Origin of the sequence: Halomonas sp. ML-15 (assembly GCF_014779595.1) — a bacterium.
Taxonomy (GTDB): domain Bacteria; phylum Pseudomonadota; class Gammaproteobacteria; order Pseudomonadales; family Halomonadaceae; genus Franzmannia.
This window is the reverse complement of the sequence record NZ_JACXZT010000015.1, coordinates 38,305-53,080: the sequence shown is the minus strand read 5'-3', so window position 1 is coordinate 53,080 and position 14,776 is coordinate 38,305. Positions and strand designations below refer to the sequence as shown.

Genomic DNA, 14,776 nt, shown 5'->3' with positions numbered 1-14,776 from the left:
AGGCGCTGTAAACCATCCCTGGGCGCTCCCGATGCCCTGCTGCGCTCTCGCATCCTGCTCCGCTTGCAGGACCAGTGCTGGCCATCCTTGGCCAGCCCGTTCGGAGCATGCTCCTTACCCCTGGCATCGACACCTCCTCTTCGGCCTGCCCCCGGCGTCCCTCGCTGCTGAGAGCAACTGCGACGAACTAGGCCGGGAACAGTGCCGTACAAGCCTACACAGCGGCTTGCTGCTGGGGCGGGTCGTGGCGGTCGACGGTGAAGATCGACTGCAGTTTGTCCTTCTTGCCGTAGAGATGCACGGTGGTCTGATCGAAGGGGAAGTCGTCGATATACTCGCTGTGCAGATTGAAGCGCGGCTTGTGGGCATTGATCATCGCCGCAGCCAGCCGCTCGCGGTTGATATGCCCCGACAGGCCGACGCTGACCCAAAGCTCCTCGCCCTGCTGGAGGAAGTCACGCCAGGTCGCATGGTCTTCATGGAAGGTCAGGCCGTGGCGCGCATTGCGGTGCTCGCCGACATGCAGCAGTTCCTGGACCTCCATCTCCCCGCTCTCGGGATCCTGCGCCGCACGGAACACGCAGTAGATGCCCGACTCATCGGGTACCTCGCTGAGCTCATCCAGCGTCCAGTAGCCAAGCATCTTGGGGGAAAGCAGTTGATCCGACATCGCTATCACCTCCGGTGGCTCGCGTGAATGGACGCCATGATTGGCGTCCAACGTGGCGACTCACCTACAGCCTAGTCAATTTGGGCGATCTTGCCCTCCCAGCTATGCTAGGCCGCTAGCGAGGAACGCCGGGGGCAGGCCGAAGAGGAGCTTTCGATGCCATGGATGGCATCGAGAGCGCCCAGGGATGGGTTTACAGCGCCTCCTCGCAGGCCTGCCGACGGGTTAGTTCCGAGCGGTGCTGCTAGCGCAACAAGTCGCCTTCGATCGGCACAAAGTGACTCGCGGCGCGCATCAGCGAGGCGGCGGTCAGACGTTCGACGCCGACCACCTCGACGGGTATCCCATGGCGCTCGCGAATCCGCGTCACCAGCAGGTCGAAGTCGCCGTCGCCGGAGACCAGCACCAGCCGATCGACCGCGGCCGCGGCGTCCATGGCGTCCAGGGCAATGCCGACGTCCCAGTCACCCTTGGCCGAGCCGTCGCTACGCTGGATATAGGGCTTGAGCTTCACCTCGAAGCCGATCCTGCGCAGGATCGCCTGGAACTGCTGCTGGCGCGGGTCGCCGCGTTCCACGGCGTAGGCGTTGGCGACGGCCACCTCGCGGCCAGCGGCAAAGCGCGCCCAGAAGGCGTGATAGTCGAAGTGGCGCTCGAACGCCTGACGGGTGGTGTAGTAGACGTTCTGTACGTCGACCAGGATCGCGACTCGTTCCACGCGCGGCTGCCTCATCGGGAAATGACCTTCAGCGTGACACAGTGGCGCCCTCGGCGTCGCTTGTCGAGGCGCGGTCGATGGGCACCCGCATCAGCAGCGCATAGAGCACCGGCACCACGCACAGCGTGATGATCGACGCCGCCAGCAGCCCGAAAATGATGGCGATGGCCATCGGCGCCCACAGCAGGCCGCCGCCCAGCCACAGCGGCAGCAGCCCGCCGCTGGTGGTCAGGGTCGACATCACCACCGGCCGCAGGCGTCGGCTGCCCGCCTCGAGGATCGCTTCCTGGGGTGCCAACCCCTTGCTTCGCTCCAGATCGATCCGGTCGATCAGCACGATGGCGTTGTTGATCACGATCCCCGCCAGGGACACCACGCCGAGAAAGGTCATGATGCCGAAGTGCGAGCCGGTGATCATCAGACCGAAGACCACCCCGATCAGCGACAGCGGAATGGTGGTCAGGATGATCAGAGGCCGGCGGATCGAATTGAACTGCATCACCAGCAGCACCAGAATCACCATGGCGCCGATCGGCAGCTTCTCACCGATCGAGGCGGTGGCGATCTGCGACGACTCTACTTCGCCGCCGAACTCGTAGAAGACGTCACTCGGCCAGTTGGCCTGCTGAGCATCGAGCCAGGGGCGCAATTCGGCGGCCATCGATTCGGCGGTGATACCCGGCGCCAGTTCCGACTCCACCGAGATGGTCTGGTAGCGGTCGCGGCGCAGGATGCGCGGCGGACCCCAGACCATCTCGACGCTGGCGACCTGAGCCAGCGGCACGCCCTGGCCACCCTCCTGAGGCATCACGATCACATCGTCGAGTTCATCGGCATTGCGCAGCTCGCCGCGCTCATGGCGCAGCATGATCGGCACCAGGTTGTCGCCATCACGGAAGGTCGAGACCTCGATCCCCGACAGCGCCGACTGCAGGCTCAGCGCCACGTCGCGCTCGGTGACCCCGGCGCGCAGCGCCCGCGCCGGATCGACGTCGATGCGCAGCCGCTTGACCCAGTCGCCCCAGTCGTCGCGCACGTTGCGCGTGCCCGGCTGCTCGCTGGTATAGCGGCGCACCTGCTCGGCAATGTCGCTGAGCCGTTCGCGGTCGTTGCCCGACAGGCGAATCGCCAGGGGCACGGTGACCGGCGGCCCGAAGCTGGTGGCCTTGACGCTGGCGCGCAGGTCGGGAAATTCCTCGTTGAGCCAGTCGCCCAGCTCACCGATCAGCGGATCGACGGCCTCCCAGCGGTTGGCCTGCAGCAGCATAAAGGCGTACTCGGGGCTCGGCGGCTCCGGGGCGTGATTGATGATATAGCGCTCGCCGCCAAAGCCGATAAAGCTGCCCCAGTGGGTGATACCGTCGCGGCTCCACTCGCCCCGATCGTCGCGCTCGGCCGACAGTTCGTCGGCGAGGTAGGCCTCGACCGCCTCGACCGCTTCACGGGTGCGCTCAATGGGGGCCGAATAGGGCAGCCGCAGCTCCACGGTGATCAGGGTGCGCTCGGCCTGGGGAAAGAAGATCTTGGGCAGGTAGCCATAGCCCAGCAGGGTCATGGCGAATAGCCCCAGCACGACAGCCAGGGTCAGCACGGGATGGCGCAGCAGCGCCAGCAGCCCGCGCCGGTAGCGCGGATAGACGGCTCGCGCCAGCCGCCCCTGAGGCGGCTCCTCACTGGTCTCCTGCTGCTTGGCATCGGCCTTGTTGCGTTTGGGCTTGAGCAGCGCCACGCACAGTAGCGGGATCATGGTCAGCGACAGCAGCCACGACGACAGCAGGGTGATGGTCACCACCTGAAACAGCGAGCGGGTGTACTCGCCGACGTCGGAGACCGCCAGGAACTGGGGCAGAAAGGCCGCCGAGGTGGTCAGCGAGGCGGTCAGCAGCGGAAAACGCAGCTGCGCCGCCGACTCCAGCGCCGCCTCGCGCACGCTCTTGCCCTCGCGGGTCGAGACCTGGATCGACTCGACCATGACGATGGCGTTGTCGACCAGCATCCCCAGGGCGATGATCAGCGCCCCCAGCGACACCTGGTCGAGGCCGATGTCGAACAGCCCCATAAAGGCCATGCAAGAGAGGATCGCCGCCGGCACCAGACTGGCCACGATCAGCCCGGTGCGCAGCCCCAGGAACAGCAGCATCACCACGCAGACCAGCGCCACCGCCTGCAGCAGATTGATCAGAAACTCGTTGATGCGATCGTCGACACGGTCCGGCTGGAAGGCCAACTCCTCGATGTCCAGACCGAGGGGCAGTTCGGCCTCGATCTCGGCGAGGCGCTGACGTACCTGATCGCCGAGCTCGGTGATATTGCCGCCCTGACGCATCGCCACGCCCAGCGCCAGCCCCTGCACGCCGCTGGCGTGGTAGCGGGTCATGGGCGGATCGGCGTAGCCGTGGCTGACCTCCACCAGCGAACCGAGGGGCACCAGCTCACCCTCGGGCAGCGGCACCAGCGCACGGCGAATATCCTCGAGGGTCTCGAAGTTACCGGTGGGCTCGAGCACCAGTCGCTCGCTGCCCGAGCGAATCGCCCCGCCGGGCAGCACGATATTGCGCGCCGCCAGCAGCTGGCCCAGGCCCTGAGGCGACACGCCCAGCTCGGCCAGCCGCGCCTCGTTGTAGTCGAGGAAGACCCGCTCCTCGGCGTGGCCGTGAATGCTCACCTTGGCCACGTCGGGCAGCTGCTGCAGCCGGTCGCGGACCTTGTCGGCGACCTCCTTGAGTTCCGACGCCGCGAAGCCCTCGCCGGTCAGCGACAGCATGATGCCGAACACGTCGCCGAACTCGTCGTTGATCTGCGGCGTATGGGCTTCATCGGGCAACTCACCCTGCATATCGCCGATCTTGCGCCGCAGCTTGTCCCAGCCGGCCTGCACGTCGTCGACATCGGGGCGCAGCTCGACGCGAATGATCGACACCCCCGCCCGCGAGGTGCTCTCGACATGGTCGAGTTCCGGCATCTCCATGATCGCGGTTTCCAGCGGGTCGGTGACCAGCTGTTCGATGCGCTCGGGTGTCGCCCCCGGCATCGGCGTGACGATCTGTGCCACGCGTACCGTGACCGCGGGATCCTCGGCGCGGGAAATACCCAGGTAGCTGATCACCGCGCCGATAAAGATCACCAGCAGCGCCACCGCGGTAACGCGGTTATAGCGCAGCGCGGCATCGGTAATACTCATCGCCGCGCCTCCAGGCGAACCTGCTGACCATCGCTGATGCGGCTCATGCCGGCGACCACCAGGCGTTCGCCGCCTTCGAGCCCTTCGACCACTTCCAGCGACTCGCCCTGCCGACGCCCCAGGCTCACCGTGCGCCGCTCGATACGGGCCAGGGGTCTCCCATTGGCATCCGCCTCAGCGCTGCTCTCCTGATGGGCGACATAGACGTAGTGGCCGGCGTCATCTTCGCCCACCGCGGCCATCGGCACCCACAGCGCGTCACTGCCGTTGGCGCCACGCGGCAGGCGAATCTCGGCGGCCATACCCGGGGTCAGGGTGGCTGCGCCGGCATCCTGGGAGTCGATATCCAGGCTCACCCGCAGCGGCCAGGTCGCTTGAGGCGGCTGCAGCGGCAGGCCGATCTCGGTCACCCGCCCCGGCAGCGTAAGGCCGAGCAGCGGCAGCTCCACCTCGACGCGATCGCCCTCCTCGACCCGCTCGAGCAGATCCTCGGAGAGCGCCGCACGCACCTCCATGCCCTCGCCGCAAGCGAGCACCAGCACCGGCTGGCCGGCGCCGACGTTCTCCCCGCTCTCGACCAGCCGCTGAGCCACTCGGCACTCGCCGGGCGCGTTCAACTCGGCAAAGCCCAGTTGCCGCTCAGCCAGCGCCAGCTGACGCTCGGCGCTGCGCTGCTGGGCGCGGGCCGACTCGACCTGGGCGCGGGCACCATCGAGCTGGCGCGCCGGCGCGCTGCCGGCCTCGTAGAGGCGCCGGGCACGCTGCCACTCGGCTTCGGCGTTGATCGCGGCGGCCCTGGCCCCGGCCAGGCTGGCCTCGGCCTGGTCGCGCTGCAGTTCGATATCGGTGGCATCGAGGCGCGCCAGCGGCTGGCCCGCCTCGACCTGCTCACCGACGCCGACCTCGAAGGTCTCGAGCTGGCCATCGAGGCGAAAACTCAGGCGGCGGTTGGCACCCGCCTCGAGCCGCCCCGGCAGGCGCCGTTCGGCGTCCGGGGCGCCCGGCTCGACCAGTTGCGTCCGCACCGGCCGCAGCACCTCGTCGGCGGGGGGCTCGCTACCGCATCCCGCCAGCGTCAAGGCCAGCAACAGCATCGCAGGGAGCAGAGTACGGGGGGTCATAGGCAGGGTATCCGAGTCACAGAACGAATCACGATGAAGCCGCCAGCAGACGCTCACGGTCAGTGGGCGACAGCGGCCCTGGCAGGATCCCCAGCGCACGCTGCAGATGCACCAGCGACTGCAGGTACTGCCAGCGCGCCTCGACCTCGGCCAACTGCGCCTGGCGCGCGCTGGCCTGGGCATCGAGCAGCGCGACCTGCTCGGCGGCCCCCTCGCGCCAGGCCGATTCGACCAGCGCGCGGGCCGCCACCGCGTTGTCGCGGGAGGTCTCGCGAAGGCCAATACGCCGCCAGGCGGCGGCCAGCGCGATACTGGCCGCGCGCAGTTGGGTCTCGAGGCCCTGGCGGGCCTCCTCCTCGCGCAGCGTCACGCTCTCCAGCTGGCGCGCGCTGCGCTCGCGATCGAGACTGCGGCGGCCGCCAGCATACAGCGGCAGGCGCGCCGAAATCGCCACGCTCCACTCGTCCGAGCCGGTCTCAGGAAAGCTCACGCCGGCGTCTTCGAGGACCGCCACCCCGGCCTGCAGCTGCGCGTCATCGGACTCCCATGGCGCACTGTCGCCGCTGCCGTCGCGGTAAAGCTCGCGCTCATAGCTGACCTGCAGCCCTACCTCAGGGGCCCAGAAGGCGCGCCGCCGCGACACCAGCTCACGCTGGGCGGCCTCGCGTCCCGCGGCCAGGGCGCGCAGCTCGCGGGAGTCGCGCAGGGCGTTATCAAGCAGCGCCTCCTGCCAGGCGGCCAGCTGCGCGGGACTGCGCACCGCCGCCGCAAAACGCGGGTCGGCGGCCAGCCACTCGGGGCGGTCGGTATCCGGCGCCAGCGGGCTCAGCGGCGCCGTGGCGGCGCGCCCCAGGCGCCGATTGAGGGCCAGGGTGAGCTGTTCACGCTGCGCCTCGGCCTGATCGAGGCGCTCACGCGCCTGGGCGCGCTCGCTCTCGAAGCGCAGCCGCTCCTCACGACCGACGGCGCCGGCCGCCTCGCGTCGTTCGGCCTGCCGCAGATTGGCTTCGGTGAGCTCCAGGTCCTCGCGCAGCACCTCTACCTGGGCCTCGAGGCGCAGCGCATCGAGGAACTCGCGGGCGGTATCCAGCGCCAGGTCGAGGCTCTCGACCTCGAGTTCGGCGCGGCGCGCGCGGTCGAGGCTCGCCGTCACCGCCATGGCTGCCAGCGCCGGCTCGGAGAATAGCAGCTGCTCGAGGGTCACCCCGGCCGTGGCACGGCGCTGGGGCTGCTGGCCCAAGCCCAGCGCGGCGCGCTGCTCGTCGATCTCGCGACCGGTCGCCTCCAGGTAGAGATTGGGCCGCCAGCGCGAGCCTGCCTCGTCGCGGTCGAGAGCCTCGGTCTCGACCTCATGGCGGGCGATCTCGAGGCGCAGGTTGCCGGAGAGCGCAACGGCCACCGCCTGCTCGAGGCTCAGCGCGCCCTCCTGTTGCGCCTCGGCGATATCATCGCCACGGGAGGCCTCGAGCAGCCGGGCGCGGGTCAGCAGCGCGAAGTCCGGCGACCAGCCCAGTCTCCTGGCCGTGGCCAGATTGAGCCACTCGCGCCCCTGGGTGGGCCAGGCGTCCAGCGCTTCCGGCGCACGTCCCGCGGCGCGGTCGTCGAGGCGTAACGCCAGGCGCCTTAGCCAGGCGGCTTCATCCACCGCTCCGGGCAGCGACAGCAGCGCGCCGTGCTCGACCTGGATGGGATCGGAGAGCGCCACGCTGGGCACGCCGGCGGCATTGAGCGCAGCGAACCAGTCGCGCTGAACGTCCGCGTCTTGTTCAGGCAGCGCCAGAATCAGCGCCACGTCGGCAGCGGATATAGCATCGATGGCGCGCTGATCGGCGGCGTGGGTAGAGAGCCTGATACCGCGCGCCTCGGCGCGTTCGGCAAGCAGCGCGGCAGCCCGCTGAGCCTGCTCGGCGGGACCGACGATGGCGACATGCCGCGGCGGCTGACGACCGCTCACATCCTCGGGCAGGTGAGCAAAGGGATCGCGCTCGCCGCGCAGGCCCTGGTCGAGATTGTCGGCATCGCTGAAGGTCGGCGCGGCGGCGTCGCTGACCAGCCGCAGCGGCTCGCGGCCGGCACTCAGCCGCTCCAGCTCCCCCGCCAGCAGCGGCAGCGAGGCACTGCCCCGCGGCAGGTCCGCCGGAGACACGCTGACGCTGGCCGCCCAGGCCAGTGCTGGCAGGCAGGCGGTCAAAACCGTCAAGTACTTGAGCATCCCTGCGTTCATGGTGTCACTCACCGTGCAGCAATCAAAATTACGCCACGTCGTTAGCGGACTCGGTTACGCTCTCAGCGGCTCGGGGGTTGGATGGCTCGAGTTTAAACGAGTGATTGAATTTTTCCAGCCAGCCAGCAAAAAGCCCGCCAAATAGGATGGCGGGCCCGATCGGATAGCGGTTAACCCTCAGTGGAGGGTGGCGGGAAAATCCTGATCGTCGCTCTCTTCCTGCCACAGCTTGCTGCGGGTAATGGCGTGGTCGATCATCTCCTGGGCGACCTCGAAGCGGCTCTGGCGCAGCAGCTCGGCGGCCTCCTCGGAGAAGCGGATACGCAGCAGCGGCTCGCCCTCACCTTCGGCGGGTCGCAACACGATCTCGCCGTCGCTGAGTTCGACGATTTCCAGGATAGCGGTATCAGACACGGCGACCTCTCTCCCAGCGTGGGGACACTAGCGGTGACAACAAAAAACGACCAGGGCAAGGACCATGGTCGTCGTCAAGACCTTCAGACTACCACTTCAAGCGGCGCTGCGTCACCACTCCTCGCTGGTTTCGCGCAGGGTGGCCAGGGTCGCCTTGAGCCCGGCGAGTGCTTCACCCAACTCATCGCCCAGGGACTGCTCGGCGGCACTGATGATCAAGCCGCTGCGCGACGGCTGGCGCCGCGCTGCGCCCTCGACGTCATGCAGGGCCTCGATGCGCGTCAGCAGCACATCAAGCCAACTGCCTTCGCGGCGCGCCAGCTCGCTGAGCTGCTCGAGCGCCGCCAGCGGCGGACGCTCCTCGGCCAGCAGCTCACGCCAGTCGTGGCGCGGCAGCATGGCGTGCTCGGTGAGTTCCCGCAGCGCGGCGTTGAGTCCCAACTCCAGCAGCGCCAGGGCGCCCTCCTCCAGCGCCATGCGCCGAGCGGCGGCATGCTCGTCGTCACCCGGCGCCTGGGCGAGCAGCAGCTCGGCCTGGTAGAGCAGCTGGTTGGTGCGCCCGCGGGGGGTCATTTACGCTTGTCCTCCACCTGCCACTTGCCGCTCTCGAACAGCGCCTTCCAGCCGGTGGCTTTGCCCTCCTCATCGGTCATCACGTACTGGCTCTTGGTCTTGCGCGAGAAACGAATCTGCGCCGGGCGGCCGTCCGGGTCTTCGCTGGGCGCCTTGAGCAGGAAGTGGTACTTCTCCGGCAACTCCTCGGCGTGGGCCTTGAGCTCCTTGACCAGCGGCGGGCGCGTTTCACGGTTCTTGGGGAACTGGCTGGCGGCCAGGAACAGACCGCTGGCGCCGTCGCGCAGCACATAGTAGTCGTCGACCTTCTGACAGGCCAGTTCGGGCATCGGAATCGGATCGATCTTGGGCGGCGCCACCTCACCGCTCTTGAGCAGTTTGCGGGTGTTCTTGCACTCGCTGTTGGTGCAGCCGAAGTATTTGCCGAAGCGTCCGCTCTTGAGCTGCATCTCGCTGCCGCACTTGTCGCACTCGATCACCGGGCCTTCGTAGCCCTTGATCTTGAAGCGCCCCTGCTCCACTTCGTGGCCGTCGCAGTCGGGGCTGTTGCCGCAGATGTGCAGCTTGCGGGTCTCGTCGATCAGGTAGCTGTCCATGGCGGTGCCGCACTTGGGGCAGCGGTGCTTGGCACGCAGCGCCTCGGTCTCGGCCTCTTCGCCGGCATCGGCGGCCACCGCCTCGTCGCCGGGAATCAGATCGATGGTGGTCTTGCAGCGCTCCTTGGGCGGCAGGTTGTAGCCCGAGCAGCCCAGGAACACCCCGGTGGAAGCAGTGCGAATCTGCATCTTGCGACCGCAGGTCGGGCAGTCGACACCGGTCGGTACCGGCTGGTTGGGGCGCATCCCATCGTCGCTCTCGGCGGCCTCCAGCTCCTTCTTGAACTCGGCGTAGAAGGCGTCGAGCAGCGCCCGCCAGTTGCGCTCGCCCTCGGCGACCTCATCGAGGCTGTCCTCCATGCGCGCCGTGAACGAGAAGTCCATCAGGTCGGGGAACGACTCCTTGAGGCGCTCGGTGACGATATCGCCGAGCTTCTCGGCGTAGAAGCGGCGGCTCTCCAGCTTGACGTAGCCGCGGTCCTGGATGGTCGAGATGATCGAGGCGTAGGTCGAGGGCCGGCCGATGCCGCGCTTCTCCAGCTCCTTGACCAGGCTCGCCTCGGTGAAGCGCGCCGGCGGCTTGGTGAAGTGCTGCTGCGGATCGAGCTGCTCGAGGGTCATCGCGGTGCCCTCGGCAAGGTCGGGTAGCGACTGGTCCTCGTTCTTGCCGGACGGCTTCATGACCCGGGTATAACCATCGAACTTGAGCACCCGGCCCTTGGCGCGCAGCTCGTAGCCGTCGACCTCCACGGTCAGGGTGCTGGAGAGATACTCCGCCGGGGTCATCTGGCAGGCCACGAACTGGCGCCAGATCAGCTCATAGAGTCGCTCGGAGTCGCGCTCCATGCCGGACAGATCGGTGGCCTTGAGCGCCACGTCGGAGGGACGAATCGCCTCGTGGGCCTCCTGGGCGCCCTCCTTGCTGGAGTAGCGGTTGGGCGCCTCGGGCAGGTAGCGCTTGCCGTAGGCCTGTTCGATATGCTCGCGCACGCTGTCCACCGCATCCTTGGAGAGATTGGTGGAGTCGGTGCGCATATAGGTGATGTAGCCCGCTTCATAGAGACGCTGGGCCAGGGTCATGGTCTTCTTCACCGAGAAACCGAGCCGGCCACTGGCGGCCTGCTGCAAGGTCGAGGTAATGAAGGGTGCATTGGGCTTGGAGCGGGTCGGCTTGTCCTCCCGCGCGGTGATCGCCAGCGAGGCCTTGCGCAGTGCCGCGATGCGCTCCATGGTCTCGGCTTCGGAGGTGGGACGGAACGCCTTGCCGTCCTGACGCACCAGTTCGAAGCGGATCGGCTCGGCCTTGGCGTCGTTGGCCACCGCCAGGTCGGCGTGGACGTCCCAGAACTCCTCGGGCACGAAGGCACGGATCTCGCGCTCGCGCTCGACGATCAGGCGCACCGCCACCGACTGCACGCGGCCGGCGGAGAGCCCTCGGGCCACCTTGGACCACAGCAGCGGCGAGAGCATGAAGCCCACCACCCGATCGAGGAAGCGCCGCGCCTGCTGGGCTTCGACGCGCTCGATATTGAGGCTGCCCGGCGCCTTGAAGGCTTCCTGGATGGCGTTCTTGGTGATCTCGTTGAACACCACCCGCTTGTAGCGCGAGGTGTCGCCACCAATGGTCTCCTGAAGGTGCCAGGCAATGGCCTCCCCTTCACGGTCCAAATCCGTCGCCAGATAGACCGCATCGGCCTTCTCGGCGTGTTTCTGCAGCTCGGCGACCACCTTCTCCTTGCCGGGCAGTACTTCGTAGTGCGCTTCCCAGCCGTGCTCGGGGTCGATGCCCATGCGCCGAATCAGCTGATCCCACGATTTCTGCTTCTTATACACCGCCTTCTCTTCCGGCGACATCTTGCGCGTCGCCGCGGCCTGGCGGGCGCGCTCCTTGGGATCAGAGGCCGTCTTTCCCGAGCCGCTGGTCGGCAGGTCACGTATATGACCTACGCTCGACTTCACGATGAAATCGTTGCCGAGGTATTTATTGATCGTCTTGGCCTTGGCCGGCGACTCGACGATGACCAGTGACTTGCCCATAGTGCTCCACATTCCTGTTGTCCGGGCCTGCGCCCTGGACCTGCGAGTCGTTCACCACCCGTACGCGGCGGTGATGGAAAAATGCGCCTACCCTAACTCAGCGCCCGAGGACGCGCTAGTCCCGGCGCCTGGCGCCGCGCCACCTACTACTGCGACGGTGGCACCGCCAAGGCCCTTTGACCCTAGACCGCCGAGGTGGGGCTCGGCAAGGCGTTTCCTCGTGCCAAGGCCATGGTGTAGTATCATGTAGTAAAATCACTACATAACATCGAACACGCCGGACAGCGATGCAGCGATAGCATCCAACCTGTTGATTGTCTGGCATTACCACTCAGGAGACTCAGATGTCGACCGTCCCGCTCAACGCCATCCGCCGCACCAAGATCGTCGCCACCCTGGGGCCGGCCAGCGACCGCGAGGGCGTCCTCGAGGCCATGCTCGAGGCCGGCGTCGACGTGGTACGCCTCAACTTCTCCCACGGCTCCGCCGACGACCATCGCCAGCGCCTGACCCGGGTCCGCGAGATCGCCGCACGCCTCGGCAGGAGCGTCGCCGCCCTCGGCGACCTGCAGGGCCCCAAGATCCGTATCGCCCGCTTCGCCGATGGCGCCGTGAACCTCGATGAAGGCCAGGCCTTCGTGCTCGATATGGCGCTGGACAGCGATGCCGGCGACGCGTCCCGGGTCGGCTGCGACTACAAGACCCTGGCCGACGACGTCGCCGTCGGCGACCGCCTGCTGCTCGACGACGGCCGCCTGGTGCTCGAGGTCAGCGCGATCCGCGGCCAGGAAGTCCACACCACGGTGATCGTCGGCGGCAAGCTCTCCAACAACAAGGGCATCAACAAGCAGGGCGGCGGCCTCTCCGCCGCGGCCCTCACCGACAAGGACAAGGCCGACCTGAAGACCGCCGTCGACATCGGCGTCGACTACCTGGCGGTCTCCTTCCCGCGCTCCGCCGCCGATATGCAGGAAGCGCGTGACCTGCTCGGCGAAGCCGGCAAGGAGATCGGCCTGGTGGCCAAGGTCGAGCGCGCCGAGGCGGTGGCCGACGACGCCACCCTCGACGGCATCATCGCCGCCTCCGAGGCGGTGATGGTGGCCCGCGGCGATCTCGGCGTGGAGATTGGCGACGCCCAACTGATCGGCGTCCAGAAGCGCATGATCAAGCGCGCCCGCAGCCTCAATCGCGCGGTGATCACCGCCACCCAGATGATGGAGTCGATGATCGAGTCGCCGCTGCCGACCCGCGCCGAGGTGTTCGACGTCGCCAACGCGGTGCTCGACGGCACCGACGCGGTGATGCTCTCCGCCGAGACCGCCGCCGGCAGCTACCCGGTGGAGACCGTCGAGGCGATGCACCGGCTATGCCTGGGCGCCGAGCGCGAGAAGAGCGCCCAGGAGTCCGGCCACCGCATCCACGAGGGCTTCACCCAGATCGACGAGACCATCGCGCTGTCGGCGATGTACGCCGCCAACCACCTCGAGGGCGTGGCCGCCATCGCCTGCATGACCGCCACCGGCTATACGCCGCTGATCGCCTCGCGCATCCGTTCCGGGCTGCCGATCGTCGGGCTGGCCCACAGGCCCACCGCCCAGCGGCGCATGGCGCTGTATCGCGGGGTGGTGTCACTGCCCTTCGACACCGCCAACATGGACCCCACCCAGCTCAACCGCCGGGCCATGGATATCCTCAAGGACCACGGTATCGCCGAGGCCGGCCAGCTGATGATCCTGACTCGCGGCGACCATATGAACGCCCACGGCGGCACCAATACCCTGAAGATTCTCGAGGTTCGCTGACAGGCGGAGCAGGGGTACCCACCACTGAAGTGACCGGCCAGGAAGCGCGAGAGTGCTGTTTCCTGGCCTGTTTCTGCCGCAAGCATGTACTGCCTGTAAGCCGCTCATACCGGCTTTCAAGCACTCCCCTACGACCAATGTATAGGCGCCGAAAATCGATTATTCGTTGACCGCTTTCGGCCAGCGCTGCTAGCTTTTGTAAACTGTTAACAATTTACAAGAGGTGTGAGATGGCGAAGATTCAAGCGTCAAGCGCGTTGAAGCGGTTTCGTGTGCTGGACCTGTCCCGCGTCAGAGCGGGACCAACCTGTGTCCGCATGCTCGCCGACTTCGGTGCCGACGTCATCCGCATCGAGCCGCCGATGGGCGTCGATCCCAACGCCAATATGTTTGCCGATGTGCGCCTTGGGGGAGACTTCCAGAACCTCAACCGCAACAAGCGCTCGCTGACGCTCAACCTCAAGAAGCCGGAAGCCAAGGAGATCCTCTACAAGCTGGTGGAAGAGGCCGACGTGGTGGTCGAGAACTGGCGCCCTGACGTCAAGGAGCGGCTGGGGGTCGACTACGAGTCGCTGAAGAAGATCAATCCACGCATCATCCTGGCCAGCATATCCGGCTTCGGGCAGTCGGGCCCCTACGTCAAGCGGCCAGGGTTCGATCAGATCGTCCAGGGCATGGGCGGCATGATGTCGGTGACCGGCCTGCCGGGCCAGGGGCCGGTACGTGCGGGGATCGCCGTGGCCGACTCCAGCGCCGGCCTGTACACCGCGCTTGGAATCATGACGGCGCTGCTCGAGCGTGAGCAGTCCGGCGAGGGCCAGTGGGTGCATACGTCACTGCTGCATGCCCAGATCGCCATGCTCGACTTCCAGGCAGCGCGTTTCCTCAACGAGGGCGATGTGCCGATTCAGGCGGGTAACGATCACCCCACCAGCTGCCCGATGGGGCTGTTCCACGGTAACGATGGCGACTTCAATATCGGGGTCTCAGGCGATGGCCAATGGGTTCAGTTCTGCAAGGCGCTGGACAAGCCGGAGTGGGGCGAGGATTCGCGCTTCAAGACGGTCAAGGATCGTCGCGAGCATCGCCAGGAGCTCAATGCCCTGATCCAGGAGATCTTCTCCACCCAGAGCGTCAACTATTGGGTCGATCGTCTGAATGCCTTCGGCGTACCGTCCGGGCCGGTTTACACGGTACCGGAAATGTTCGAAGACCCGCAGATTCAACACCTCGGCGTCTATCAGGAAGTCGATGATGCTGAGATTGGCAAAAAGTACTTCATCACTCAGCCGGTCACGCTGTCGCGCACCACTGCCAAGGTGGCGAAAGTGGCGCCAAAATGTGGCGCGCATACCGATGAAATTCTCGGCGAGCTGGAGTATTCCCAGGAACAGATCCGTCACTTTCATGAGATTGGTGCCGTCTAATCAGGCCTGCCTG

Annotated in this window: 10 protein-coding genes; 2 read left to right on the top strand and 8 right to left on the bottom strand. The window is 67.0% G+C overall.

Annotated elements, in window-relative coordinates:
• Positions 1–214: 214 nt before the first annotated feature.
• From IEI94_RS09280 to topA, 8 genes are all read right to left on the bottom strand, one after another.
• Positions 215–670 carry a hypothetical protein gene (locus tag IEI94_RS09280; RefSeq protein WP_191167029.1) on the bottom strand — a complete coding sequence of 152 codons (456 nt, stop codon included), beginning with the start codon at positions 668–670 and terminating at the stop codon, positions 215–217.
• Positions 671–914: 244 nt separating this feature from the next.
• Positions 915–1,388: an NYN domain-containing protein gene (locus IEI94_RS09275; RefSeq protein ID WP_191167028.1), complete on the bottom strand. Its 474-nt coding sequence runs from the start codon at positions 1,386–1,388 to the stop codon at positions 915–917.
• Positions 1,389–1,416: 28 nt separating this feature from the next.
• Positions 1,417–4,569, bottom strand: a complete 3,153-nt coding sequence (locus IEI94_RS09270) for an efflux RND transporter permease subunit (RefSeq protein WP_191167027.1) — start codon at positions 4,567–4,569, stop codon at positions 1,417–1,419.
• Positions 4,566–5,690 carry an efflux RND transporter periplasmic adaptor subunit gene (locus IEI94_RS09265; RefSeq protein ID WP_191167026.1) on the bottom strand — a complete coding sequence of 375 codons (1,125 nt, stop codon included), beginning with the start codon at positions 5,688–5,690 and terminating at the stop codon, positions 4,566–4,568. Before IEI94_RS09265 ends, IEI94_RS09270 begins: the two co-directional genes overlap by 4 nt.
• A gap of 28 nt (positions 5,691–5,718) precedes the next feature.
• The gene (locus tag IEI94_RS09260; protein WP_191167025.1) at positions 5,719–7,914 is read right to left on the bottom strand and encodes a TolC family protein; all 2,196 of its coding nucleotides are present in this window, start codon (positions 7,912–7,914) and stop codon (positions 5,719–5,721) included.
• Positions 7,915–8,091: 177 nt separating this feature from the next.
• Positions 8,092–8,328, bottom strand: a complete 237-nt coding sequence (locus tag IEI94_RS09255) for a hypothetical protein (protein ID WP_191167024.1) — start codon at positions 8,326–8,328, stop codon at positions 8,092–8,094.
• Positions 8,329–8,439: 111 nt separating this feature from the next.
• Entirely contained in the window at positions 8,440–8,901 is a 462-nt protein-coding gene (locus IEI94_RS09250) for a DUF6586 family protein (RefSeq protein ID WP_191167023.1), read from the bottom strand.
• Entirely contained in the window at positions 8,898–11,534 is a 2,637-nt protein-coding gene (gene topA, locus IEI94_RS09245) for a type I DNA topoisomerase (protein WP_191167022.1), read from the bottom strand. Before topA ends, IEI94_RS09250 begins: the two co-directional genes overlap by 4 nt.
• A gap of 344 nt (positions 11,535–11,878) precedes the next feature.
• On the opposite strand from topA, the gene pyk reads away from it, so the two are divergent.
• Positions 11,879–13,336 carry a pyruvate kinase gene (pyk, locus tag IEI94_RS09240; protein WP_191167021.1) on the top strand — a complete coding sequence of 486 codons (1,458 nt, stop codon included), beginning with the start codon at positions 11,879–11,881 and terminating at the stop codon, positions 13,334–13,336.
• A 230-nt stretch (positions 13,337–13,566) separates the two neighbouring features.
• The gene (locus IEI94_RS09235; protein WP_191167020.1) at positions 13,567–14,763 is read left to right on the top strand and encodes a CaiB/BaiF CoA transferase family protein; all 1,197 of its coding nucleotides are present in this window, start codon (positions 13,567–13,569) and stop codon (positions 14,761–14,763) included.
• Positions 14,764–14,776 lie beyond the last annotated feature (13 nt).